24 protein-coding genes and 1 pseudogene are annotated in these 20,059 nt (G+C 65.0%); 13 read left to right on the forward strand and 12 right to left on the reverse strand.

What is annotated here, in order from left to right:
- Positions 1 to 221 precede the first annotated feature (221 nt).
- Positions 222 to 749: a hypothetical protein gene (locus tag ACOIX3_RS25120; protein ID WP_229168199.1), complete on the forward strand. Its 528-nt coding sequence runs from the start codon at positions 222 to 224 to the stop codon at positions 747 to 749.
- Positions 750 to 778: 29 nt separating this feature from the next.
- Here the strand turns inward: ACOIX3_RS25120 and ACOIX3_RS25125 are convergent, their stop codons facing one another.
- Positions 779 to 1,741: an MBL fold metallo-hydrolase gene (locus ACOIX3_RS25125; protein ID WP_420964730.1), complete on the reverse strand. Its 963-nt coding sequence runs from the start codon at positions 1,739 to 1,741 to the stop codon at positions 779 to 781.
- A gap of 173 nt (positions 1,742 to 1,914) precedes the next feature.
- Here ACOIX3_RS25125 and ACOIX3_RS25130 point away from each other — a divergent pair, with 173 nt between their 5' ends.
- From ACOIX3_RS25130 to ACOIX3_RS25145, 4 genes are all read left to right on the forward strand, one after another.
- Positions 1,915 to 2,874 (forward strand): acyl-CoA desaturase, encoded by a 960-nt coding sequence (locus ACOIX3_RS25130; RefSeq protein ID WP_420964731.1) that lies wholly within the window; start codon positions 1,915 to 1,917, stop codon positions 2,872 to 2,874.
- 255 nt (positions 2,875 to 3,129) lie between these two features.
- Positions 3,130 to 4,692: an FAD-dependent monooxygenase gene (locus ACOIX3_RS25135; protein ID WP_420964733.1), complete on the forward strand. Its 1,563-nt coding sequence runs from the start codon at positions 3,130 to 3,132 to the stop codon at positions 4,690 to 4,692.
- Between the two features lie 142 nt (positions 4,693 to 4,834).
- A complete protein-coding gene (locus ACOIX3_RS25140) occupies positions 4,835 to 5,452 on the forward strand; it encodes a PilZ domain-containing protein (protein WP_092115166.1) in 618 nt (205 codons plus the stop codon).
- Positions 5,453 to 5,785: 333 nt separating this feature from the next.
- Complete coding sequence (locus tag ACOIX3_RS25145) at positions 5,786 to 6,400, forward strand: transglutaminase-like cysteine peptidase (RefSeq protein WP_420964734.1); 615 nt, start codon at positions 5,786 to 5,788, stop codon at positions 6,398 to 6,400.
- A 128-nt stretch (positions 6,401 to 6,528) separates the two neighbouring features.
- Here ACOIX3_RS25145 and ACOIX3_RS25150 read toward each other — a convergent pair whose 3' ends face one another.
- Positions 6,529 to 6,963 carry a hypothetical protein gene (locus tag ACOIX3_RS25150; RefSeq protein WP_420964735.1) on the reverse strand — a complete coding sequence of 145 codons (435 nt, stop codon included), beginning with the start codon at positions 6,961 to 6,963 and terminating at the stop codon, positions 6,529 to 6,531.
- 74 nt (positions 6,964 to 7,037) lie between these two features.
- Between ACOIX3_RS25150 and ACOIX3_RS25155 the strand changes: the two genes are divergently transcribed.
- From ACOIX3_RS25155 to ACOIX3_RS25165, 3 genes are all read left to right on the forward strand, one after another.
- Entirely contained in the window at positions 7,038 to 7,667 is a 630-nt protein-coding gene (locus ACOIX3_RS25155; RefSeq protein WP_420964736.1) for a TetR/AcrR family transcriptional regulator, read from the forward strand.
- A 33-nt stretch (positions 7,668 to 7,700) separates the two neighbouring features.
- Positions 7,701 to 8,231 carry a bifunctional 3-hydroxydecanoyl-ACP dehydratase/trans-2-decenoyl-ACP isomerase gene (gene fabA / locus ACOIX3_RS25160; RefSeq protein WP_298373307.1) on the forward strand — a complete coding sequence of 177 codons (531 nt, stop codon included), beginning with the start codon at positions 7,701 to 7,703 and terminating at the stop codon, positions 8,229 to 8,231.
- A 160-nt stretch (positions 8,232 to 8,391) separates the two neighbouring features.
- Positions 8,392 to 8,883, forward strand: a complete 492-nt coding sequence (locus tag ACOIX3_RS25165) for a hypothetical protein (protein WP_420964737.1) — start codon at positions 8,392 to 8,394, stop codon at positions 8,881 to 8,883.
- A gap of 395 nt (positions 8,884 to 9,278) precedes the next feature.
- Here ACOIX3_RS25165 and ACOIX3_RS25170 read toward each other — a convergent pair whose 3' ends face one another.
- The 3 genes from ACOIX3_RS25170 to ACOIX3_RS25180 all read right to left on the reverse strand — a co-directional run bounded on the left by ACOIX3_RS25170 (position 9,279) and on the right by ACOIX3_RS25180 (position 10,577).
- Positions 9,279 to 9,428 (reverse strand): hypothetical protein, encoded by a 150-nt coding sequence (locus tag ACOIX3_RS25170; protein WP_298373313.1) that lies wholly within the window; start codon positions 9,426 to 9,428, stop codon positions 9,279 to 9,281.
- Positions 9,429 to 9,630: 202 nt separating this feature from the next.
- Positions 9,631 to 10,131 (reverse strand): hypothetical protein, encoded by a 501-nt coding sequence (locus ACOIX3_RS25175; protein ID WP_298373316.1) that lies wholly within the window; start codon positions 10,129 to 10,131, stop codon positions 9,631 to 9,633.
- Positions 10,132 to 10,286: 155 nt separating this feature from the next.
- Positions 10,287 to 10,577, reverse strand: coding sequence for a hypothetical protein (locus tag ACOIX3_RS25180; protein WP_420964738.1), 291 nt, complete (start codon positions 10,575 to 10,577; stop codon positions 10,287 to 10,289).
- Between the two features lie 87 nt (positions 10,578 to 10,664).
- Between ACOIX3_RS25180 and ACOIX3_RS25185 the strand changes: the two genes are divergently transcribed.
- Positions 10,665 to 10,919: a hypothetical protein gene (locus ACOIX3_RS25185; RefSeq protein ID WP_420964739.1), complete on the forward strand. Its 255-nt coding sequence runs from the start codon at positions 10,665 to 10,667 to the stop codon at positions 10,917 to 10,919.
- A 4-nt stretch (positions 10,920 to 10,923) separates the two neighbouring features.
- On the opposite strand, the gene ACOIX3_RS25190 is transcribed toward ACOIX3_RS25185, so the two are convergent.
- Together ACOIX3_RS25190 and ACOIX3_RS25195 are read right to left on the reverse strand one after the other, a co-directional pair.
- A complete protein-coding gene (locus ACOIX3_RS25190; RefSeq protein ID WP_092115174.1) occupies positions 10,924 to 11,454 on the reverse strand; it encodes a gamma carbonic anhydrase family protein in 531 nt (176 codons plus the stop codon).
- 155 nt (positions 11,455 to 11,609) lie between these two features.
- Complete coding sequence (locus ACOIX3_RS25195; RefSeq protein ID WP_092115175.1) at positions 11,610 to 11,939, reverse strand: DUF6949 family protein; 330 nt, start codon at positions 11,937 to 11,939, stop codon at positions 11,610 to 11,612.
- Between the two features lie 219 nt (positions 11,940 to 12,158).
- On the opposite strand from ACOIX3_RS25195, the gene ACOIX3_RS25200 reads away from it, so the two are divergent.
- Positions 12,159 to 12,869, forward strand: coding sequence for a hypothetical protein (locus tag ACOIX3_RS25200; protein WP_420964740.1), 711 nt, complete (start codon positions 12,159 to 12,161; stop codon positions 12,867 to 12,869).
- A 65-nt stretch (positions 12,870 to 12,934) separates the two neighbouring features.
- Here the strand turns inward: ACOIX3_RS25200 and ACOIX3_RS25205 are convergent, their stop codons facing one another.
- Both ACOIX3_RS25205 and cysE read right to left on the reverse strand, forming a co-directional pair.
- Complete coding sequence (locus tag ACOIX3_RS25205) at positions 12,935 to 13,153, reverse strand: DUF3126 family protein (protein WP_050406403.1); 219 nt, start codon at positions 13,151 to 13,153, stop codon at positions 12,935 to 12,937.
- A 134-nt stretch (positions 13,154 to 13,287) separates the two neighbouring features.
- On the reverse strand, positions 13,288 to 14,115 hold the full coding sequence (gene cysE / locus ACOIX3_RS25210) for a serine O-acetyltransferase (protein ID WP_212309873.1): 828 nt from the start codon (positions 14,113 to 14,115) through the stop codon (positions 13,288 to 13,290).
- Between the two features lie 183 nt (positions 14,116 to 14,298).
- Between cysE and ACOIX3_RS25215 the strand changes: the two are divergent.
- Positions 14,299 to 15,690: pseudogene (locus ACOIX3_RS25215) on the forward strand (hypothetical protein); the annotation flags it as partial.
- 15 nt (positions 15,691 to 15,705) lie between these two features.
- Here the strand turns inward: ACOIX3_RS25215 and ACOIX3_RS25220 are convergent.
- Positions 15,706 to 16,458, reverse strand: a complete 753-nt coding sequence (locus tag ACOIX3_RS25220) for an alpha/beta fold hydrolase (RefSeq protein ID WP_420964741.1) — start codon at positions 16,456 to 16,458, stop codon at positions 15,706 to 15,708.
- Positions 16,459 to 16,529: 71 nt separating this feature from the next.
- Positions 16,530 to 17,663 carry a hypothetical protein gene (locus ACOIX3_RS25225; RefSeq protein ID WP_420964742.1) on the reverse strand — a complete coding sequence of 378 codons (1,134 nt, stop codon included), beginning with the start codon at positions 17,661 to 17,663 and terminating at the stop codon, positions 16,530 to 16,532.
- 248 nt (positions 17,664 to 17,911) lie between these two features.
- Here ACOIX3_RS25225 and ACOIX3_RS25230 point away from each other — a divergent pair, with 248 nt between their 5' ends.
- Positions 17,912 to 18,157: a zinc-finger domain-containing protein gene (locus ACOIX3_RS25230; RefSeq protein ID WP_298373342.1), complete on the forward strand. Its 246-nt coding sequence runs from the start codon at positions 17,912 to 17,914 to the stop codon at positions 18,155 to 18,157.
- 7 nt (positions 18,158 to 18,164) lie between these two features.
- Positions 18,165 to 19,367 (forward strand): FAD-dependent monooxygenase, encoded by a 1,203-nt coding sequence (locus tag ACOIX3_RS25235; protein ID WP_420964743.1) that lies wholly within the window; start codon positions 18,165 to 18,167, stop codon positions 19,365 to 19,367.
- Between the two features lie 49 nt (positions 19,368 to 19,416).
- Here ACOIX3_RS25235 and ACOIX3_RS25240 read toward each other — a convergent pair whose 3' ends face one another.
- The gene (locus tag ACOIX3_RS25240) at positions 19,417 to 19,851 is read right to left on the reverse strand and encodes a twin-arginine translocation pathway signal (protein ID WP_420964744.1); all 435 of its coding nucleotides are present in this window, start codon (positions 19,849 to 19,851) and stop codon (positions 19,417 to 19,419) included.
- Positions 19,852 to 20,059 lie beyond the last annotated feature (208 nt).

The raw sequence follows: 20,059 nt of genomic DNA on the forward strand, positions 1-20,059 counted from the left end.
GGGCCGGGTTCGGCCGCACCGACTTTAGGTCAGGACGATCGGGATGTCATGAACGCCTGTCATGAAGGCCTTCATGACAGACCTCCATGAAAGGCCTTGGCGGGACGACGCGCTTCAAGTCTTGACGGGAGTATTTTTCCGCAAGGACGCATCGCAAAGAACCGTTGATTGTGAACGCAACTGAGGGCCAATAGGCTTGTAGCATTGCGGGGAACGACACCATGAATCCTGGTATCGAAGGCATCGTCGGCATGTACGTCAAGCTGGGCGAGCTGGACACGCTGCAACGAATGAAGGAACATCGGCAGAACCTGCTCGACCAATGTGTCGATACCGCGCATTTCAGCTTCGACGTGACGCGATCGATCTACAAGAGCGACCTCGAGGTGATCGAAGCCGGCATCGAGAGCCTCTCGGGCGAGGTCACCGGCCATGTCGACGTCTTCAACGAGAACCGGATCGCCGGCTGGGCCCTGTACGACCAGCACCCCGACAAACGGGTCACGATCGATATCTATTTCAACGGCGACCTTGTTGCCGAAGTCGTCGCCGATCAATTCCGCAAGGATCTTCTCAAGCTCAACAAGGGCGATGGGCACCATGGCTTCATGTTCGAGCCACCAGCCGGGTCCTATCAGCCGCCGCTGCAGCTCGAGATCCGCGCGGCGAAGCGCAAGGTGCTCAAGGCCGTGACGGTTGAGCCACCGGCGGTGCCGGCCGAACCGGCCATGGACGCCGAAGCCAAGTAGCCCGCCGCGTCGCCTGCGCACGGAGATCGTCACTTCATCGCGGTGCCGTCGGGTGCGAAGGCCTCGACCTTGTCTGAGATCACGAACGACATCAGGTCGTGCCCGATCACCAGCGGTCCCTGATAGGTCGTGCGCGTCCGCTTCAACAGCACGTCCTCCGGCACGTCCTGCGTCGGCGGCTGGCTCGCGAACACGATGTGCGAGTAGACCGCAAGCTTCGGCTTGGCCTGCGCGAAGATCTTGCCGGCCTGTTCCGGCGAGGTGTGGTGGTTCTCGATCGCCAGATAGTTCGGATAGGCCTTGAACAGGTCGGGGTCGATGATCGCGACCTCGTGGATCAAGAGGTCGGCGCCCTCGGCCGCCTTCGCCACCCGCTCGTCCGGCTTGGTGTCGCCCGACAGCACCACCTTCTTGCCGTCATACGCGACGACATACCCGAACGACGGCTTGATCTTCTCGCCGTGATTGACCTCGATCGCGGTGACCTTGACGCCGTTGTTCTCGTAGACCGGGCCGGGCGCGATGTCCTTGGCCGCGAACGCGACGCCCGAAGGCGGGTAGCCCTCGTCATCGATCCGGATGCGGATGTCCTCGGAGAACGCCTTGGTGAGATTTTCGGTCATCGCCACCGTGCCGTTCGGCCCGAAGATCACCATCGGCGTCTTGCGCGAGCCGAACGGCGTGCCGATCCATCCCGTCAGCCACATGTCGGGAAGGCCCACGATGTGGTCGGAGTGCAGATGGGTGATGAAATGCGCCGTGATCGCGCCGATCGGTATCTTCTTCTGGAACAGGCGGATCGTCGAGCCGCGCCCGAAATCGAACATCAGCTTCTCGGGCCCCGCCTCCACCAGCGTCGCGGCGCTGAAGCTCGAGAGCCGCGGCGTCGGCGTGCCCGTGCCCAGCAAGGTGACCCGCATCTCGGCGGCGCGTGCCATGCCAGTGCCGGCGAGGATCGCCGCAACGAGTGCAAACCAGAATTTCAGTCGCATGATCGAACGTCTCCGCCCCAAGCGCTTACTAAGCCGATGAGCTTCTTAAGCCAGGACAGGCTAGGTGAAGCGGCCGGAGATGCCAATGTGGACTGCGACATGACGGACGCGCGCTGCGGATTGACAGCAACGGCCGCTCCATCCAAACCTGCGGCACAATTTCAGGTTACGGAATGAAGCTGCAACCCGGGTCCGAACGTATCTTCGCGGACGACAGCACCGACCCGCTGGACGGGCGCGTGCAATGGGCGCCGGCAAAATCGCTGTGGCTCGGCGGCATGACCGCGGTCGCGATCGTGTTCGGGCCATTGCTGTTCTCGTGGAGCGCATTCGCGCTGTTGATCGTGACCAGCGCAATCACGCTGTGCTTCGGCCATTCGGTCGGCATGCATCGCCGCCTGATCCATGCGAGCTTCGACTGCCCGCTATGGCTCGAACGGTTCTGCGTCTATCTCGGCACGCTGGTCGGAATGGCCGGCCCCTACGGCATGGTGCGGCTACACGATTTCCGCGACTGGGCGCAACGCCAGGCGGCGTGCCACGCCTACTCCCGCCACGCCGCCGGCTTCTGGCGCGATGCCTGGTGGCAGCTGCACTGCACGCTGGTGCTGAAGCACCCGCCGGTCTTCCGGCTCGAACCGCGGCTCGCCGATGACCGCTTCTATGCCTTCGTCGAGCGAACCTGGATGTGGCAGCAATTGCCCTGGGCCCTTCTGTTCTTTGCGATCGGCTCGTGGAGCTGGCTGGTCTGGGGCATCTGCGTCCGGGTCGCCGTCTGCGTCACTGGGCATTGGCTGATCGGTCACTACTCGCATCGCAAGGGCGGACAGACCTGGATCATCGAAGGCGTTGCAGCCCAGGGCTACAATGTCGGCATCGCCGGGCTGATCAGCATGGGCGAGAGCTGGCACAACAATCACCACGCCTATCCCGGCTCCGCCAAGCTCGGGCTGCTGCCGGGCCAGATCGATCTCGGCTGGTGGCTGATCAAGGCCTTTGAGGCAGCAGGCCTCGCCAGCAACATCAAGACGCCGGACAATCTTGCGCCGCGCCCGGGCGCGCGCCGCGTCGGCGGTCCTGATAACGCCGGTGCGGTCGCACCGGGACATCGCGGCCCTGCGTTGTTCCCATAACCTGCACGCACAGATCGCCGTTGCGGAGCTGTCGCGATGCCGCTATATCGCCCGTGTCGGAAAAGGCAGACTTGGTTTGGTAAGCCCAAGTCCTTTCGAAATCGAACTCGTTTCGAAAACGAAAGCTCTGGTCTCCTGCCGCGTGCATGAGATCCCCACGACGAACACCGGACGCTATCGAAGCGTCCATTGTTCGTCCGTGTGGTTCTCAACCCGACGAACCGCTCCGGTCGAACATCGACAAAGGAGCAGTTCATGCACAACCACCACCCCCTTCCCCATGATGTCGTCATCGCCGGCGCCGGCCCGGTCGGCCTGTTGCTCGCCTCCGAGCTGCGGCTCGCCGGGCGCTCGGTGCTGATGCTGGAGCAGGCCACAGACCCGCGCTCGCCGCTGAAGCGGCTGCCGTTCGGCATGCGCGGCCTTTCGGCGCCAACCATCGAAGCGCTCTACCGTCGCGGGATGCTGGACGACATTGCGATGCCGCAGCGCGCGAAAGACGGCTCGGGCAGCAAGGCACCGAACGGCGCGCACTGGATGCAACAGCCGCGCCGCCCGGCGGGCCATTTCGCCGGCATCCAGTTTTATCACGACGATATCGACAGTTCGAAATGGTCCTATCGCCTGCCGGGTCCGGCCGGCACCAGCATGGCGGTCGACATGGAGTCGCTCGAATCCGCGCTCGCCGCTCGCGCAATTGCGATGGGCGTCGAGATCAGGCGCGGCGCGGCCGTCGAGGCGTTCGATCAGTCGGATGACGGCGTGATCGTTCGCGCCGCCGGCGAGACGTTTCATGCGCGCTGGCTGGTCGGTTGCGACGGCGGCCGCAGCACGGTGCGCAAGGCCGGCGGCTTTGAGTTTGTCGGCACCGATCCCGAGTTCACTGGCTATTCGGTCGAGGTCGAGATCGCCGATCCGGATACGCTCCGCCCCGGCCGCCACTACACGCCGACGGGCATGTACACGTACGCGCGTCCCGGCACCATCGCGATGGTCGATTTCGACGGCGGCGCCTTCCACCGCACTCATGAGATCACACGCGAGCACGTGCAGGCGGTGCTGCGCCGTGTCTCCGGCACCGCCGTGACCTTGACGGCGCTCCTGCTTGCCACCACCTGGACCGATCGCGCCTGTCAGGCGACGGCTTACCGGAACGGACGCGTGCTGCTCGCGGGCGACGCCGCGCACATCCATTCTCCGCTGGGCGGCCAGGGGCTCAACCTCGGGCTCGGCGATGCGATGAACCTCGGCTGGAAGCTCGCGTCCACGATCCGCGGCGATGCGCCGGCCGGTCTGCTCGACAGCTATTGCGGCGAACGGCATCCGGTGGGCACGCAGATCCTGGACTGGTCGCGCGCCCAGGTCGCGCTGATGCGGCCGAGCCGGAGTTCGCGCGCGCTCGAAGCCATCATCCGCGATCTGATCGCGACGCCGGACGGCGCGACCTATTTTGCCGAGCGCGTGTGGGGCGTTTCGCTGCGCTGCGATCTTGGCGGCGGCCATCCGCTGGTCGGCCGCAGCGCGCCCGACTTCGAGCTCGCCTGCGGGACGAGGCTCGGCGAACTGCTCAGAGATGGGCGCGGTCTGCTGCTCGACTTTGATCCGCGCTCTCCTCTGCGCGCGCTGGCCGAGCGCTGGCGCGGGCGGATCAGCTATCTCGCACGCGATGCCGCGGATCGGCTGGGCTTGCGCGCGGTGCTGGTGCGTCCCGACGGGTTTGTGGCTTGGGCCACAGACATCGAGCCGGATCTGGAGCAGACTGCTCGAGCCGCAGCGCGATGGTTCGGAGAACCTGACGCGGCATCTGAACGAGCCTAACGCCCTGGATACGGCGCATGTGAGCTTCACTTGTCGCTCTCGTTCCGTGTCCGGGTTCCCTTTCACAACCGTAACGCCCCGTTAACCCTATCAGCCTTAGGGTCGTCGGGGCTCCGAATGGACGGTGGCCGGGTTAGTTGTGATGTCGTTTGCACAGAAGAAAACTACCGTCGTCCCCGTTGCCGAGGAGCGGCGGCGCTTCCAGCGCGTCAAGGTGCACCTGCTCGGCCGCTACATGCTGCCCGACCGGCGCGAGTTTCCCTGCCAGATTATCAACATGTCCCCGGGCGGCCTCGCGCTGCTTGCGCCCGGCATCGGCAATGTCGGCGACCGCGTGATCGCCTATCTCGACCATATCGGCCGGGTCGAGGGCCGCATCACCCGCATCATCGACAACGGCTTTGCGATGACGATAGGCGCCACCGCACGCAAGCGCGACAAGCTCGCCGCCCAGCTCACCTGGCTCGCCAACCGCGACATCCTCAATCTGCCCGAAGATCGCCGCCACGACCGTATCGTGCCGCGCAACCCGATCGCCCTGCTCACCCAGGAAGACGGCTCGCGGATGACCTGCCGCATCATCGACCTTTCGCTGTCCGGTGCTGCGATTGCCGCGGAGAACCGCCCGCCGCTGAAGTCGCTGGTGATGCTCGGCAGGGTGCAGGCCCGCGTGGTGCGAAATCTCGAGGAAGGCTTCGCGCTCGAGTTCGTCCACGAGCAGTCGGCGGAAACGCTCGAAGAGAGCGTTACCGCGAGGTAAAGCGAAAAACCGCTCAAGACCCCCGTTTTCAGCCCGCGAAGGCGGCCACCGGTGCACCGGTGGCCGCCCTCGGCGCGTTTGGCGCAGTGAAATCGGCGGTTAACGGCCGGAGCGTTTGAGGCAACAAACCGCGCTGGCGCAGCGCTTGCCGCGTTAATAGATAAAATTTGAATCAATTGCAGATGTTTCAAATTTTACGCGAATTTGATTCAAGTAAAGATCGAATTCGCCGCAGCTTTTACCAGTATTCGCGTCAAATCTACTTCGCACACTTAGCGGCGGCGCAAAAGCTTTGTGCGAAACGTGGTCCCAACAAGAAGAACGGGGGCCACGATGTTTGGGTTCAGGGGACAGGGGAAAGGTTTGGCGGTTGCCGCCATTCTGTTTGCGACGTGCGTGTCGGCCAAGGCCGGCGACGTGGTCTACGCCAGCCTGGGTGACGTTGCGCGTTCGCCGATCGGCTGGGTCGAATTCTGCGCCGACAATCCCGCCGAGTGCCGCGGCGGCAAGACGCAACCACGCGACATCGTGTTGTCGCAGACCGCCTGGCGCGACCTCGTGCGGGTCAACAAGTGGGTCAACGAATCCATCAAGCCGATGACCGACATGGATCATTGGGGCGTGATCGAGAAATGGTCGTTGCCGACAGACGGCTACGGCGACTGCGAGGACTACGTGCTCCTGAAACGCAAGATGCTGATGGACGCCGGCTGGCCGCGCGAGGCGCTGTTGATCACCGTGGTCCGCGACAAGAAGGGCGAAGGCCACGCGGTGCTGACGGTGAAGACCGACAAGGGCGAGTTCGTGCTCGACAATCAGAACGAGAGCATCGTCGCCTGGACGGAGACCGGCTACCGCTTCGTCAAGCGGCAATCGCAGAGCGATCCCAATGTGTGGGTCTCGCTCGGCGACAACCGCCCCGCAGTTTCAACCGCAAGCTCGCGCTGAGCGGCAACAAGGAATCGAGTTCGCGACCCGGTCACATCCCCACCCCTCCCCGTCCCAGACCGGTTCGCGCGCGGCCAGGCTTCCCCCAAAGCCTGGCCGCAACTTTTTGCGGGGGACGCGGTGACCGATCAGAAGAACCGATCGAGGAACGCCGCCGTCTCGTCCGAGATGCCGACGATCTTGTTGGTGGCCTGGCGATAGAACTTGAAATTGAGTTCGGTCTCGGGCCGGCCGTCGTCCCAATCCTTGAAGCGCTTGAGCGCGTCACGTCCCAGCGGCCGCTTCGCCAACGCAACACGCCTGACCGCGATGCTGACCCGCGGCGTTTGCCTGGCGATGCCAGGCTTGCGCGGCACCGGTTCGACGGAGGTCACCACCGCGCGGGCGATCAGGCCCGTGCCGCCCTCGCTCTCGCTCGCGAACACGATGTCACCGGCCGCGATCAGCTTGCCGCCGTACATGGTCTTCTGCGCGGTGAAGACGAACGCCTTCGCCCGCGGTTCGGAGATCTCGGTCTTGATCGCAAACGCCATCGCATGCCCTGCACCGGCACGCTCGGCCATCCGGCGCCCAGGCTTGACATCCTAGCATCCGCCCGATTGAATTGAATTCAATTCAACTCGCAGACGAACTGACGATGAGTGCAACGAGCCAGGGGACACGCGAGCGTCTGCTATCGGCAGCCCAAGAGGAGCTGATCGAAGGCCAAGGGCATCTCGAGATGCAGGCCGTCGCGCGACGGGCGCAGGTCTCGATCGGGCTCGCCTATCACCATTTCGGATCGAAAGCCGGCCTGATCGCCGCCGTGGTCGAAGACTTCTATGAACATCTCGATGAGGCGGCATTCGGCGGCGCCAAGCTGTCCGCCAGCAACTGGGCGGACCGGGAGAAGGCGCGGATCGGCGCCTATGTCGCGTTTCACTATGAGCACCCGTTCGCGCCGCTGGTGATCGGACCGCTGAGCCGGGCGCCCGAAGTGCTTGATGTCGAGACCGCCTTCACCAGCCGCCAGCTTGCAGCCGGTGCGCGCATGCTGGAGGCCGCGCAGCGCGACGGGATCGTACCCGGCAACCTCGACCCTCACCTCACCATCGCGCTGATGATCGGCGGCATCCGCCAGGCGTTGATCGGTGCGCTTACGGCCGACCGGCGACCGGATCCGGCAAGGCTGACCGGCAACATCTGGGCCTTCATGGCCGCGGCGCTGCGCCTGACTGCCAAGTCCCCGCCGGCGAAGCCGAAAGCCGCGCGGCGCGGCCGCTTCTAATGTTCAACTATAACCCCAAGGTCGGTGGCCATCTTGTTCAACCCGCATGATTTTCACACGCCGCAATCATCCTACAGCAAGCCGGATCTGCTGCGCTCGAGCACGGGCGGCTATTTCGGCCCCGGCAATGCGCAGCTGCCGGCGCCACCGATGCTGATGATGGACCGCATCACCGACATCGGCATCGACGGCGGCGCCTTCGGCAAGGGCCATGTCGCCGCCGAGCTGGACATTGCACCGGACCATTGGTTCTTCGCCTGTCACTTTGCCGGCGACCCCGTGATGCCCGGCTGCCTCGGTCTCGACGCGATGTGGCAGATCATCGGCTTCTGGCTCGGCTGGTCGGGCTCGCCGGGCAAAGGCCGCGCGCTTGGGGTCGGTGAGGTCAAGTTCAGGGGCCACATCACGCCGGACGTCAGGCTCGTGCGCTATGAGGTCGACATGCGTCAGGTCAGGCGCGGCCGGCTGGTGCTGGGCATCGCCGACGGCCGTGTGCTCGCCGACGGCGCTTGCGTCTATCTGGCGAAGGACATGAGGGTCGGCCTGATCGCGCCGACGGGCTGAGCCACGGACGCGTGCCGGACAGTCCCGTTTTGAGGCAGAAGCCCCGGAGTTTGCGGCGAGTTTTGCACTCCCCCCGCCACCTGCTTGAATCCCCGGGGGTTTTGCCCGCATCGCGGTTGTGCTATTCGAAACCTTTCAATTGATGTCCGGTTCTGGTCGCATGGTCGAACTTGCCCCCCGGAATGCACAAGCCAGCAGCCTGATCGGCGTGCAGCCGATCGCGATCGGTGCCGTGGCGCTGGTGCTCGTGCTGTTCGGGATCGGCTCGATCGCACTGTGGCGCGCCTTCAGCGGCACTGTGCCGGAGACCGACCGGATGGTCGCCGTCCGTCAATTGCAGGCGCGGACCGCACAGGTCTCCGAGGCCCTGGTGGAAAAGACCAAGGGCATGGAGGCGACCCAGCAGGAATCCATCGACCAGTTGCAGGAAGTGCAGGACCAACTGCTGGCCATGCGTAAGCAGTTCGCCGCACAGCAGGCCGACGCCAAGAAGCTCTCCGACCAGGTCGCCGCGCTGACCGAACAGGTCGAGGGCCTGCGCCAGTCGCTCGCGAGCGCGCAGGCTAATGAGCCGGCCGCCGAGCCCGAGCCGCGCAAGCGGTCGAAGGCCGCCCGGAGCGCCAACCGGAAGCGCCGCGGATCGCGCGGTTGAGGACCGATGGCAGCCGAGCGCCCCGTCACCGGCCCGGCCATCAAAAAGCGCCAAATCCCGAACAACATCAGGACCTAAGGTGGAACTTCCAGCTCCAGGCCTGCCGATGGCAGCCTCGCATGAGTGCCCGTTACCGTGAATTAATCCGGACTTTGTGAACTGGTTCACATATCCGACTTCGAATCCGAGTCATCTTTAATCACCGGATGGCGTGAGCCGATTTCAATATCCGGGGCTGGCAAGGTCGTTGACGGTATACTACGTCGACGGCCTTGTTTTTTGTGACCGTGAATCCCGGTCTCTGGACTGCCCATCCCGAAACGCGGCGTGCTCGGATGACGGCTCTGCACGCGCGACATCGCTGCAGCTGAAGTCGCAGCGATCCGTGTTGCCGCCTACTTGGTGCGGTCGCGCAGGACGCGATCGCTTCGCTGCCGCAGCCGTGCAAGCTTCGGCTCGAGCTCGTGGAGCATGTAGACGAATGCGACTGCGAGGCCCGAAACAACAACCATGAACAGCAATGTCAGATCAGGAATGGTCAGCATCTCTGATATCCTCTGAGGCCCGGCTCCAATCGTAGCCGGACCGTTTGTTTTCGCGACGCGTTCACACACAGACTGCTGCAATGCGCTGCAAGCCGCGTACCAATGCGCGACGGCCCCGACATCAAGACGCCGAGGCCGTGCCGATCATTCCAACACCATCAGCATGGCGATCCGATGGACCGGCCATGCATCAGCAGATGTCTCAGTTGCAAACCTGCACCGGTCGCACCTGCCAGCCATACGGCGTCAGCATGCGACGACGCACGACATAACAGCCGCCGTCACCGTAACCATCGCCGTAGCCATACCCGTCGTCGTAGCCGTAACCGGCGTAGTACGGGTTGCCGTAGTAGCCGTCATAGTAATCGTAGGCGCCGTAGCCCAGGCCGAAGCCGATCGCGGCCGCGGCGAACGGATAGCCCCAGCCGCGCCGATGCCAGCCTCCGCCGTGCCAGCCTCCACCATGCCAGCCGCCGCCGTGCCAACCGCCACCGATCGCGGCCGACCGGAAGCCACCGCCCGCGCCCATGGCGCGGAAGGCGCCGCCGCCACCGTGGAAGCCGCCAAAGCCGCCACCACCGTGGAAGCCACCACCGCCGTGGAAACCGCCACCACCAAAACCACCTCGAGCCGACGCGGCATCGACCGTGAACAGGCCGACCGTGGCCGTCGCCAGCAAGGCAATCATCGTTTTACGCAACATCACCCGTCACTCCTCTTTCCAAGGCTTTTCCTTGCAAGCCTCCTCCGCCGCGTCCCGCGCATGCTAACTCAATGTAGGACCGTGGCTTCGACCGCGCGCTCATGTCGCGCTCACTTCTGCGCGACCCGCGTTCATCAAGGCGCAGCCGTCAAAAGTTAGCAGCCGCGGCAGATGCCGTTGACCCGGCGATCGACCGTCCTGTTCTCGTCGGCGATCGCCTTGTCGAAGCTTTCGCTCGACGCCGCACCGGTGGTGACGCCCTCACCGGAGTTCAGCCGGCTGGACGGTTGAGCGGTGCTGGGCGGCGGTGATGCGAGTTGCGGCGACGTCGGGCCGGCTGACGAAGGGCTGCCGCTCCTGGTGCCGGTGCCTTGAGCAACGGTAATCGTGGGTGCCAGCAGAATCGCGATTGTCGCTGACGCGACGGTGACGGATAATTTGCGCATGGCAATTCTCCCTTGCGGACATCAACGGGTCCGCAAAACGCCGGTTCCCACAGGCGTTGGGGCAATACAGTTTGGGAGCAATGCAATTTGCGCAAGCTGATCGAGTTTGACGACGATACCGCCGACAAGCTGAAGCAGCTTGGGCGCGACCGGATGGCGACGCTGCAGGAGCTCGCGGACGAGGCCTTCGCCGACCTGCTCAAGAAGCACGGCATTCCGATCGACCTGAAGGATGCGCTGCGCAAGAGCGCAAGACTTCAGGAAGCAGCGAGACCGCGGGAGGCGGCAAAGCCAGGCCCCGCAACACCGAAGCGCGCACGCAGCCAGGGCCGGAAGCGCTGAGCCTTCAGCCGATCTTCTTCAGCCCGGCTTTGTACTGGGGGCCCCTGATCGCGTAGGACTTCGCCGGCCGCGACAACGCCTCCGCCTGTGCGGCGTCCAGCGTGCGCACCACGCGTGCGGGCGCGCCGATGATCAGGGAATTTTCCGGAAACTCCTTGCCCTCGGTGATGACGGAGCCGGCGCCGACGACACTGCCGCGCCTGATGCGCGCACCGTTCATCACGATCGATCCCATCCCGATCAGCACGCCGTCTTCCAGCGTGCAGCCGTGCACGATCGCATTGTGGCCGATCGTGACGTTGTTGCCGATGGTCAGGGGAAAGCCGGGATCGACATGCAGGGTCGAATTGTCCTGGACGTTGGAGCCTTCGCCGATCTCGATCCACTCATTGTCGCCGCGCAGCACGGCGCCGAACCAGACGCTCGCCGCGGATTTGAGGCGCACCTTGCCGATCACGACGGCATTGTCGGCGATGAAGTAGCTGCCGTCGGCGGGAAGATCGGGCCCCTGCCCGTCGAGTTCGTAGATCGCCATGGAGGTCTCCCTGGAGCGTTTTCGAGCGAAGTGGACACCGGTTCGCGTGAAGAAAACGCGTCGAAGCTCAGATCAGGGTGACCTTGGCACAGCGGACGATACCGTTTCAAGCAAGCACGGCCATGATCCGGACACGGATCAGGATCCGGCGCGGATCACCCGATCACGCCCGCAGCGCGCAGCGTCATCACGAAGAAGGTGCCCGACATCAGGCTCCAGAAGCCGGAGATGACGGTTGCCATCATCACGAACTCGAAACGGCGGCGCTCGATGCGCGCACCGCGCAGCGTGTTGCGCATGATGATGAAGGGTGCAGCGAAGACGAGAAACGGGACCGCGGCAAAGGTCCTCGGCGCCACGCCCTCCTGCAGCAGGCCGAAGCCGGCCGGACGCTCCGCCATCGCCTGATAACCGCTGGCCAGCGCGCCGGCGAGCGCGAAGCCGATGAAGAGCGAGAACAGGGAATTCAAGGTATCGGGCGACATCGGAACTTCCGCTACGCAACAGGCCACTCACCCTGCTTCGCAGAATTGGCGGCAGGCCGCCACATCATCCTTAAGGAAAGGTTAACCGGCAGCGCCCGGCGCGGCGTTTGCGCATGGCCATTCGCTCGGGGATTCCATTGGAATCGTACGGAAATTCCGCGTCACGTGGCATATTCGGCAGGTGATTCGGCCACTCCCGACCTGCTCTTTGCCTCGCTCATGACGCTTCTCTCGACTGCCCAGCATCTCGCCCGCGACACCCGCCGCAATCCGCGCGCGCATCTCGTTCCGATCATCGCCTCGGCGGTCATCGCGGCCGGTGCGATTGCGCTCGTCGCCTATCTGCTGTGGCCGACCTATACGACCGTCCCGCCGAGCGATCCGTCGCGGCTGCCGGTGAGCGTCGGCGGCACGCTGTTCAACGTGCCGACCATGGCGGTGCGCATGAAGATCCAGCGCCACTCCGGGCCGCAGGAGCGCGTCGATCTGAGCTTCCTCTATCCGTCGCTGGAGGCGCCAGCCGCGCCGAAGCACTACAGCGCCGATACGGTCGAGGACAAGGTGCAGCCGATCGACAGGATCTTCGTGTCGATCGCGGCACATCACGATTCACTCGCGCCGGACATGCGGCTGCGCACGATCTATCCGCGCTATCTCGACGACCGCGCGAACACCGATGACGGCCTGACGGCGCGCGCGTTCCGCGACGGCACGCCCTATGGCGGCGAGGACCTGTTCACCGCGACCGAGCCGCAGCTGATCGCGCGCTGTACGCGCGATACCTCGACGCCCGGCATGTGCCTGAGTGAGCAGCGCATCGAGGGCGCCGACCTGACCTTCCGCTTTCCACGCAGCTGGTTGGCGCAATGGCGTGACATCGCCACCGCGATGAACCGCCTCTCCGCGCAGATGCACAGCGCGAAGGGGTAACGCCGTCATTGCGCCGGAGCGACGCGCGCTCCGCGGGGTTCCCGGCAATGACGGCCTTAGGCCGTTCAGCCCTGCTCACCCAGATCTTCTTCCAGGATGGCCATCTGGAACTGGAACGAGCGATCATCGTCCTCGTCGTCGACGAACAGCACGCCGATGAACTCCTCACCGATATAAACCTCGGCCGAGTCGTCCTTCTTGGGCCGCGGCACCACGCGGATCTTGGGATTGCTGAACACGCGTTTGAGATACGCGTCGAGCTTCCTGACTTCCTGAACGTCCACAGCCGTCTCCAATCGGGTCGATGATTTTCGGCGGAGTTTTAGGACGAGACGGCAAAGATCGCCAGAGCCTTTTCAGGCTTTGGCGACGTGATGTTGCGCACACGAGCGCGGTACCGATCAGAAAGCGAGTGAAATCAAAGCCCGATCGCGTTGAGCATCTGATCCATGGTGCGCGACGGCTCGGCACAGCCGGCCTCGCCGACGATTTTCGCCGGCACGCCCGCGACCGTGACGTTGTGCGGCACGGGCTTGACCACGACGGAGCCCGCCGCGATCCGCGCGCAATGACCGATCTCGATATTGCCGAGGATCTTGGCGCCGGCGCCGATCAGCACGCCGTGGCGGATCTTCGGATGGCGATCCTCATTCTCCTTGCCGGTGCCGCCGAGCGTGACGCCATGCAGGATCGAGACATCGTCGTCGATGACAGCGGTCTCGCCGCAGACGAAACCGGTGGCGTGATCGAGGAAGATGCCGCGACCGATCCTGGCCGCCGGATTGATGTCGGTCTGGAACACCGCCGACGAGCGGCTCTGCAGGTAGAAGGCAAAATCCTTGCGGCCCTTCTGATAGAGCCAATGCGCGAGACGATGGGTCTGCAGCGCGTGGAAGCCCTTGAAGTAGAGCAAGGGATCGATGAAGCGCGAGGTCGCGGGATCGCGGTCATAGACGGCGACGAGATCGGCGCGGAAGGCGTTGCCGATATCGGGCTCATCGCGCAATGCCTCGCCATAGGTCTGGCGGATCAGGTCGCCCGACAGCGCGGCGTGGTCGAGCCGATCGGCAATGCGATGGACCACGGAATCTTCCAGGCGCTCATGATGCAGCACGGTCGCATAGATGAAGGATGCGAGCTCCGGCTCGCGGCGCAGGATGTCTTCCGCCTCGCCGCGGATTCGATCCCAGATCGGATCGAGTGCCGCCAGCTTGCTCCCCTGCGGATTGACCTGATGAACTGCCATAGCTGCTCTCGCAATTCGGTTGTTCTGATGTGCGTTATAGCACGGTGACCCCAGCGCGTCCCGGGACGGCTCGGTACGGTAAACCCCAGCCGAACGCCCCCCGCGCCGATGTCTAGGGGAATTGGTCGGGATTTTGCCGAAATCAAGCCGCGCTTCTGCAACTATTGGCGGATTTCGTCCCGAGTGTGGTTTTGGGCATGGTCGGCCCCAATAAAAGGGGGAAATACCATCAATACCCGGACGTTACGTGGGCGCCTGACCGATGCACGGTCGGTCTGGATCGCCACCATTGCCATTCCCCTCCTGCTGATCGCGCCTGCCTTCTGGAACGGCTATCCGCTGCTCCAATGGGATACCGGCGGCTATCTGGCGCGCTGGTACGAGGGCTATCTGGTGCCGAGCCGATCCACGGTGTTCGGCATCTACCTGCATGTCGGCGAGACATCGGGCTTCTGGCTCAACCTCGGCATCCAGACCCTGGCGACGCTGTGGATCCTGCAACTGACCCTGCGCATGCTCGAGCTCGCCCGGCCGGTCCGGCTGATCGCGATCAGCCTTGTGCTGATCGCCACCACCGCCCTGCCCTGGCTCGCCAGCATGCTGCTGACGGACATCTTTGCCGGCCTCTCGGTGCTCGCGCTCTTTATCCTCATCCTGCACGGCGACAGGATTTCGACCCTGGAGAAGGCGGTGCTGTTCGGATTCACAGCGTTTTCCGCCGCCACGCACAGCGCGACGCTCGCGGTGCTGCTCGGTCTGTGCTGCGTCGGCTGGATGCTGCGTCCGTGGCTCGGCCGCCGCGTCCCGGTCGCGGGGCTCATGCAAGGCAGCCTGACCATCGTCACCGCCGCCGTGATGCTGCTGGCGGCGAACTTCGCGCTGTCGGGTCAGCTTGCCTGGACACCCGGCGGCTATGGCGTCGCCTTCGGCCGCATGCTGCAGGATGGCATCGTCGCGCAATATCTGCGCGATCATTGCGCCAAGGAGAACCTGAAGCTCTGCCCCTATCGCGACGAGTTGCCGCCGACCGCCGACGACTTCCTGTGGGGTCACAGCATGTTCAACACGCTCGGCCGCTTTCAGGGACTGAATGACGAGATGGGCCACATCGTGGTGCGCTCGCTGGCCGAATATCCGACATGGCAGGCCAAAGCGGCGCTGACGGCAACCGCCGACCAGCTGTTGGATGTCGCGACCGGCGAAGGCTCCTCGGGCTGGATCCCGCATACCTACGGCATCATCGAGCGCTATGTTCCCAAGCAGGTCGCGCCGATGCGCGCCGCGCGGCAACAACAATGGGCCCTCGACTTCACCGCGATCAATCGCATCCACGTGCCGGTCGCGCTGGCCTCGATGCTGCTGGTCGTGATCCTGTTCGGCCGCGGACTGTGGCAGCGGCGGCTCGACGATTTGACGCTGCTGGCGGGCACGGTGACGCTCGCTCTGCTCGGCAATGCCGCCGTCTGTGGCGTGATCTCGGGACCGCACGACCGCTATGGCGCGCGCATGGTGTGGGTCGCGACCTTCGTGGTGTTGATCGCGGCGGCGCGCGCCTTCGCCAAGGACGATGCCGATGATGATGCCGACGAGCTATTGTCGTTGCGACAGGAAGTCGATGACGCCGGTCTTGTAGACCTTGTCACCGACCGCCCGCATGTGGTCGCGGTTCGGAATGTCGAGCACTTGCGAACCCGGAATGATCCGGCCGAGCGCTGACGCCGAGCCCGCGATCTCATCGTTGGTGCCGACCGCGATCAGAACCGGCACGCCGATGCCGGCGGCCTCCTCGCGCGTCATCAGGCGGCGCGAGCCGCGCAGGCAGGCGGCGAGCGCGCGGCGGTCGGAACGGGTCTGATCGGCGAAGGCGCGGAAGGTGCGGCCGACCGGATCGGTGACATCGTCGAGCGACGGCGCCTCCAGCGCCAGCGCGACGGCCTCGCCGGGACCGCCGCCCTCGATCAGCCCGATGCCGATGCCGCCGAGGATCGCCGAACGCACCCGCTCGGAATTCTCACGCGCCAGGATCGCCGTCATCCGCGAGCCCAGCGAATAGCCCATGATGTCGGCGCGCGCGATTCCGAGATGATCCATCAGCGCGATCACGTCGCTTGCCATGGTCGCGATCTCGTACTGCGCGGCATCGTAGCGCTTGGCGGATTCACCGTGGCCGCGATTGTCGAGCGCGATGACGCGCCGGCCGGCCTTGACGAGCTCCGACACCCAGGTCGGATAGATCCAGTTGACGTTCTTGCTCGACGCGAAGCCGTGCACGAGCACGATCGGCTCGCCCGCGCCTTCGTCGATATAGGCAATCTCAACATCGCCGTGGTGGAAACTCGGCATCTTCGATTCCGTTTTTTGGATTTGGATTTGGGATTTGCGATCGACCGGCGACCGCAAGCTTAGCGTGAAACCTAGCCTTGGGCGGGCATACTCGCCAGCGCGGCCTGCGCGGTCATCTGCCGCTTCAGGCGCAGCGCCTTGCTGCGTCTGAGCCACCATGCCGTGGCTCGCTCGGTGGTGGCCTTGATCGACGACAGGAAGCCGAACAGCGCGAGCAGCGCGCCGAACAGCCACATCGTGAGATTGAATGTGCCGGCCACGAGCAGCAGCGCGCCGCGGCCGAGCAGCTTGATGATCGCGCGGGTCTGGCCGCCCTTCACCTCGGCGATGCGGGCCGCGCGCGCGATCTCCTGCGGGTTCTCCGCGACCTTCAGCGTGTCCCGCGCGGCACGAACCCCGGCCGCCTCGCCGATGCGCCCGACGTCCTTGGCGACGCGCACCAGCGCACCGGCCTTCTCGGCGCGGAACGCCGCGCGGATCGCGGTTGCGGTTTCCGCCGGCCGCAGCACCGAGCCGGATGCGACCGCATCACGGAGCGCCGGCTGATCGACCACCTCGCGGGTCGAGCGCCCGGCCCATTCGATCATCCCCTCGCTCAGCCGTCCGGCCTTGCGCGTATCCTTGACCAGCGTCAGTCCGGCGCGCAGCGGCGCGGCGCCGCCGACCGACACATAGGTGGCCGCAGTCACGGCGAGCCCGGCGGCCGCAAGGCCAAGCACCAGTCGGTCGGTGTCCTCGCCCATCGCGAGGTGCTTACCCTCGCGCACGACGTCCCTGACGTCGCCGAACACGAACAGATCGCCGGCGACGGTGCCGGACAGGCTTGCGACATCGTCGGCATTGCCGGTCACGAGACCGGTGGCAAATCCCTTGGCGAAATGCGTGGTGGACGACTGCTCGGCGCGCGCATCGTCGACACGCTTTGTGAGTTCATCACCGAGCGCGATGTTCTTCTCGCTTGCGAGCGCGACAAAGCTGGTCGCAAGATCGGCATCTCCGGAGGCGAGTGCCGCCTCGATATTGTCCGATATCAACGCCGGGTTGTTGCGCAGGACGGAATTGAGCCTGAGCTCGGCGAGTGCAGCCGGATCGTTCCGCGCTGACAGCACCGTTCCGGCGTCCCGGGCGTGTGGCCAAATGGCCGCGCCCACGGCAGCGCTCGCTGCCAGGCCGGCCACCGCAAAACTGAGGCGCACCCCGTTCATTCCGCTAAAAACCTCTAGTTTTATTCGCCTTGTTCAGTTCGCTTGGAAATGGTGTGCCGTTTTTGCGACACAACGGCTCCGACCAAAGAAGGGCTTCTCTGGGACGACAAGATTGTGTCGAATTTGCATGAGCAAATGAGCCATCGGGGCTCTAGGAATCAACTGTTCCCGCCAGTATGGTGCGCGGCATTTCGCGATGCCGCATGCTGTTGATTGCGTCTGCCCATCGTTGCCACCAAGGTGAGAATATGTCCGACCACGTCGTCCCGCACTTCCATAACGATGCCGGTGTCACGGTGATCGAGATCGGGTCGCAGGAGTTCATGTGCGTGGGCGCCAACCCTCCGTTCGACCATCCGCACGTGTTCCTCGACCTCGGCAACGACAGCGAGATCATCTGCCCGTATTGCTCGACGCTCTATCGCTTCGCGTCCGACCTCGCTGCCGGCGAAGCGCGGCCGCCGGAATGCGTGCTGAAAGACAAGGTCGCCTGACCGCTCCGTGGCGCTGACGCGAACCGTCATCGTTGCCGGCGCCGGGATCGGAGGACTGACGGCGTCGCTGACCCTGGCGGCACAGGGCTTTCGCGTCGTCGTGCTGGAAAAGGCCGAGCGGCTCGAGGAAGCCGGCGCCGGCATCCAGCTCTCTCCCAATGCCAGCCGCATCCTGGTCGGACTCGGACTCAAGGAACCGCTGGCGCGGCGTGCGGTCACGCCGGAATCCGTCAACATCCTGAGCGCGCGGGCCGGTGGCGAGATTGCGCGGATGCCGCTCGGGCAGGCCGCCGAGTTCCGCGCCGGTGCCCCCTATTGGGTGATCCACCGCGCCGATCTGCAGGCCGCGTTGCAGGCCGCCGTCAACGACCATCCCGATATCGATCTGCGGCTCGGCTGCCAGTTCGAGGACGTGACCAAGCACGCCAAGGGGCTGACGGTGGTGCAGCGCCGCGGCAACGCACGGCAGGAGGAATTGGCGGTTGCGCTGATCGGCGCGGACGGCATCTGGTCGTCGGTCCGCGGACATTTGTTTCCGGATGTACAACCGCAATTCTCCGGCCTGATCGCCTGGCGCGGCACGCTGGACGCGACCGCCCTGCCGCGTGAATACACCGCGCCGCGCGTACAGCTGTGGATGGGGCCGGACGCACACCTCGTGGCCTATCCGATCTCGGCCGGACGGCAGGTCAACGTGGTCGCGATCGTGTCGGGCACCTGGAACCGGCCGGGCTGGAGCGCGCCCGGCGACGTCAACGAGATCAAGGGCGCGTTCGCCACCGCGCGCTGGCCCGCCACGGCGCGGATGCTGATCGGCGCGGTCGACGGCTGGCGCAAATGGGCGCTGTTCACCCTGCCCGACATCGGCCGCTGGAGCGAAGGCGCAGTGACGCTGATCGGCGACGCCGCGCATGCGATGCTGCCGTTTGCCGCGCAAGGCGCCGGCATGGCGATCGAGGATGCGGCCGTGCTCGCCAAGACCCTGGCCGACTGCACCGGCGAAAACACCGCAGGCATTCCCGCCGCATTGAAGCGCTACGCCGAGATGCGCCGCGGCCGCGTGCTGAAGGTGCAGCGCATGGCGCGGCAGCAGGGTCGCATCTATCATTTGAGCGGCCCCCTGGCGATCGCGCGCGATCTTGCGATCCGCGCCATCGGTCCGGAGCGCATGCTGGCGCGGCAGGACTGGATCTACGACTGGCGCGCCTGAGCCGAGCGCGGCTGCGCGCACAGCTACCGGTTCTTCCGGAATCGCTGACTTAGTGAACGAGGCCTCGCGGTGCGCGCGGGCCGCTTGCTGCCGGCGCAGGCACTGCGGGTGCGGCCGCCGCAGGCGTGTCCGGCGGGCTCTCATGGCACTTGTTGGCGCGCCAGGCCTGATCCGCCAGCCTCTGCTGGGCGTGGATCGAGATCAGCTCGTTGCGATAGACCATCTCGGAGACCACGGTACCGCCGACGCCGGTCTCCGCCTTGGCCATCAACTTTTCCTGAGCCGTCGCGCGGGCCGCGAGATTCGTGCGCTCGGTCTCGAGCTGCTTGCAATCATACAGATCGTATTTGGCGGGATCGGCGAATGCCGACGGCACGCTGTCGCCGATCTGCGCGCAGCCGGAAACGCCCGCGGCCGAGGCGAGCAGCGCAACGATGGCTGCCGCGCGCAACAGATTTGGGCGGCGTGGGAGACGAACAGACATTCAGCTTTCTTAGTCCGACAGGGTTGAGATTGCCTAAAGCAGCCGCCGGTGTCCGGATTGAGGCTCAATCGCGGCGGCGCGCTGCTTATCCCAATGCTCGGCCGCTGAAGCAAATGGAATTGCAGGCTGAAGGCTAAGCCTTTGAAAGCGCGCTGGTAGCAGCGGATCGCGGAGCGCGGGGCGCGGGGCTAAGCCACGGCGCATCTTT

This window comes from Bradyrhizobium sp. B120 (assembly GCF_049075665.1).
Classification (GTDB): domain Bacteria; phylum Pseudomonadota; class Alphaproteobacteria; order Rhizobiales; family Xanthobacteraceae; genus Bradyrhizobium.

Bases quoted from the DNA above. Each gene is read 5' to 3' on its own strand.
- ACOIX3_RS25140 (WP_092115166.1), top strand. From the start codon at position 4,835: ATGTCGTTTGCACAGAAGAAAACTACCGTCGTCCCCGTTGCCGAGGAG.
- ACOIX3_RS25240 (WP_420964744.1), bottom strand. From the start codon at position 19,851: ATGTCTGTTCGTCTCCCACGCCGCCCAAATCTGTTGCGCGCGGCAGCC.
- ACOIX3_RS25180 (WP_420964738.1), bottom strand. From the start codon at position 10,577: ATGCGCAAATTATCCGTCACCGTCGCGTCAGCGACAATCGCGATTCTG.
- ACOIX3_RS25135 (WP_420964733.1), top strand. From the start codon at position 3,130: ATGCACAACCACCACCCCCTTCCCCATGATGTCGTCATCGCCGGCGCC.
- ACOIX3_RS25120 (WP_229168199.1), top strand. From the start codon at position 222: ATGAATCCTGGTATCGAAGGCATCGTCGGCATGTACGTCAAGCTGGGC.
- ACOIX3_RS25220 (WP_420964741.1), bottom strand. From the start codon at position 16,458: ATGCCGAGTTTCCACCACGGCGATGTTGAGATTGCCTATATCGACGAA.
- ACOIX3_RS25130 (WP_420964731.1), top strand. From the start codon at position 1,915: ATGAAGCTGCAACCCGGGTCCGAACGTATCTTCGCGGACGACAGCACC.
- ACOIX3_RS25155 (WP_420964736.1), top strand. From the start codon at position 7,038: ATGAGTGCAACGAGCCAGGGGACACGCGAGCGTCTGCTATCGGCAGCC.
- cysE (WP_212309873.1), bottom strand. From the start codon at position 14,115: ATGGCAGTTCATCAGGTCAATCCGCAGGGGAGCAAGCTGGCGGCACTC.
- ACOIX3_RS25175 (WP_298373316.1), bottom strand. From the start codon at position 10,131: ATGTTGCGTAAAACGATGATTGCCTTGCTGGCGACGGCCACGGTCGGC.
- ACOIX3_RS25125 (WP_420964730.1), bottom strand. From the start codon at position 1,741: ATGCGACTGAAATTCTGGTTTGCACTCGTTGCGGCGATCCTCGCCGGC.
- ACOIX3_RS25195 (WP_092115175.1), bottom strand. From the start codon at position 11,939: ATGTCGCCCGATACCTTGAATTCCCTGTTCTCGCTCTTCATCGGCTTC.
- ACOIX3_RS25230 (WP_298373342.1), top strand. From the start codon at position 17,912: ATGTCCGACCACGTCGTCCCGCACTTCCATAACGATGCCGGTGTCACG.
- ACOIX3_RS25200 (WP_420964740.1), top strand. From the start codon at position 12,159: ATGACGCTTCTCTCGACTGCCCAGCATCTCGCCCGCGACACCCGCCGC.
- ACOIX3_RS25165 (WP_420964737.1), top strand. From the start codon at position 8,392: ATGGTCGAACTTGCCCCCCGGAATGCACAAGCCAGCAGCCTGATCGGC.
- ACOIX3_RS25225 (WP_420964742.1), bottom strand. From the start codon at position 17,663: ATGAACGGGGTGCGCCTCAGTTTTGCGGTGGCCGGCCTGGCAGCGAGC.
- ACOIX3_RS25170 (WP_298373313.1), bottom strand. From the start codon at position 9,428: ATGCTGACCATTCCTGATCTGACATTGCTGTTCATGGTTGTTGTTTCG.
- ACOIX3_RS25190 (WP_092115174.1), bottom strand. From the start codon at position 11,454: ATGGCGATCTACGAACTCGACGGGCAGGGGCCCGATCTTCCCGCCGAC.
- ACOIX3_RS25150 (WP_420964735.1), bottom strand. From the start codon at position 6,963: ATGGCCGAGCGTGCCGGTGCAGGGCATGCGATGGCGTTTGCGATCAAG.
- ACOIX3_RS25145 (WP_420964734.1), top strand. From the start codon at position 5,786: ATGTTTGGGTTCAGGGGACAGGGGAAAGGTTTGGCGGTTGCCGCCATT.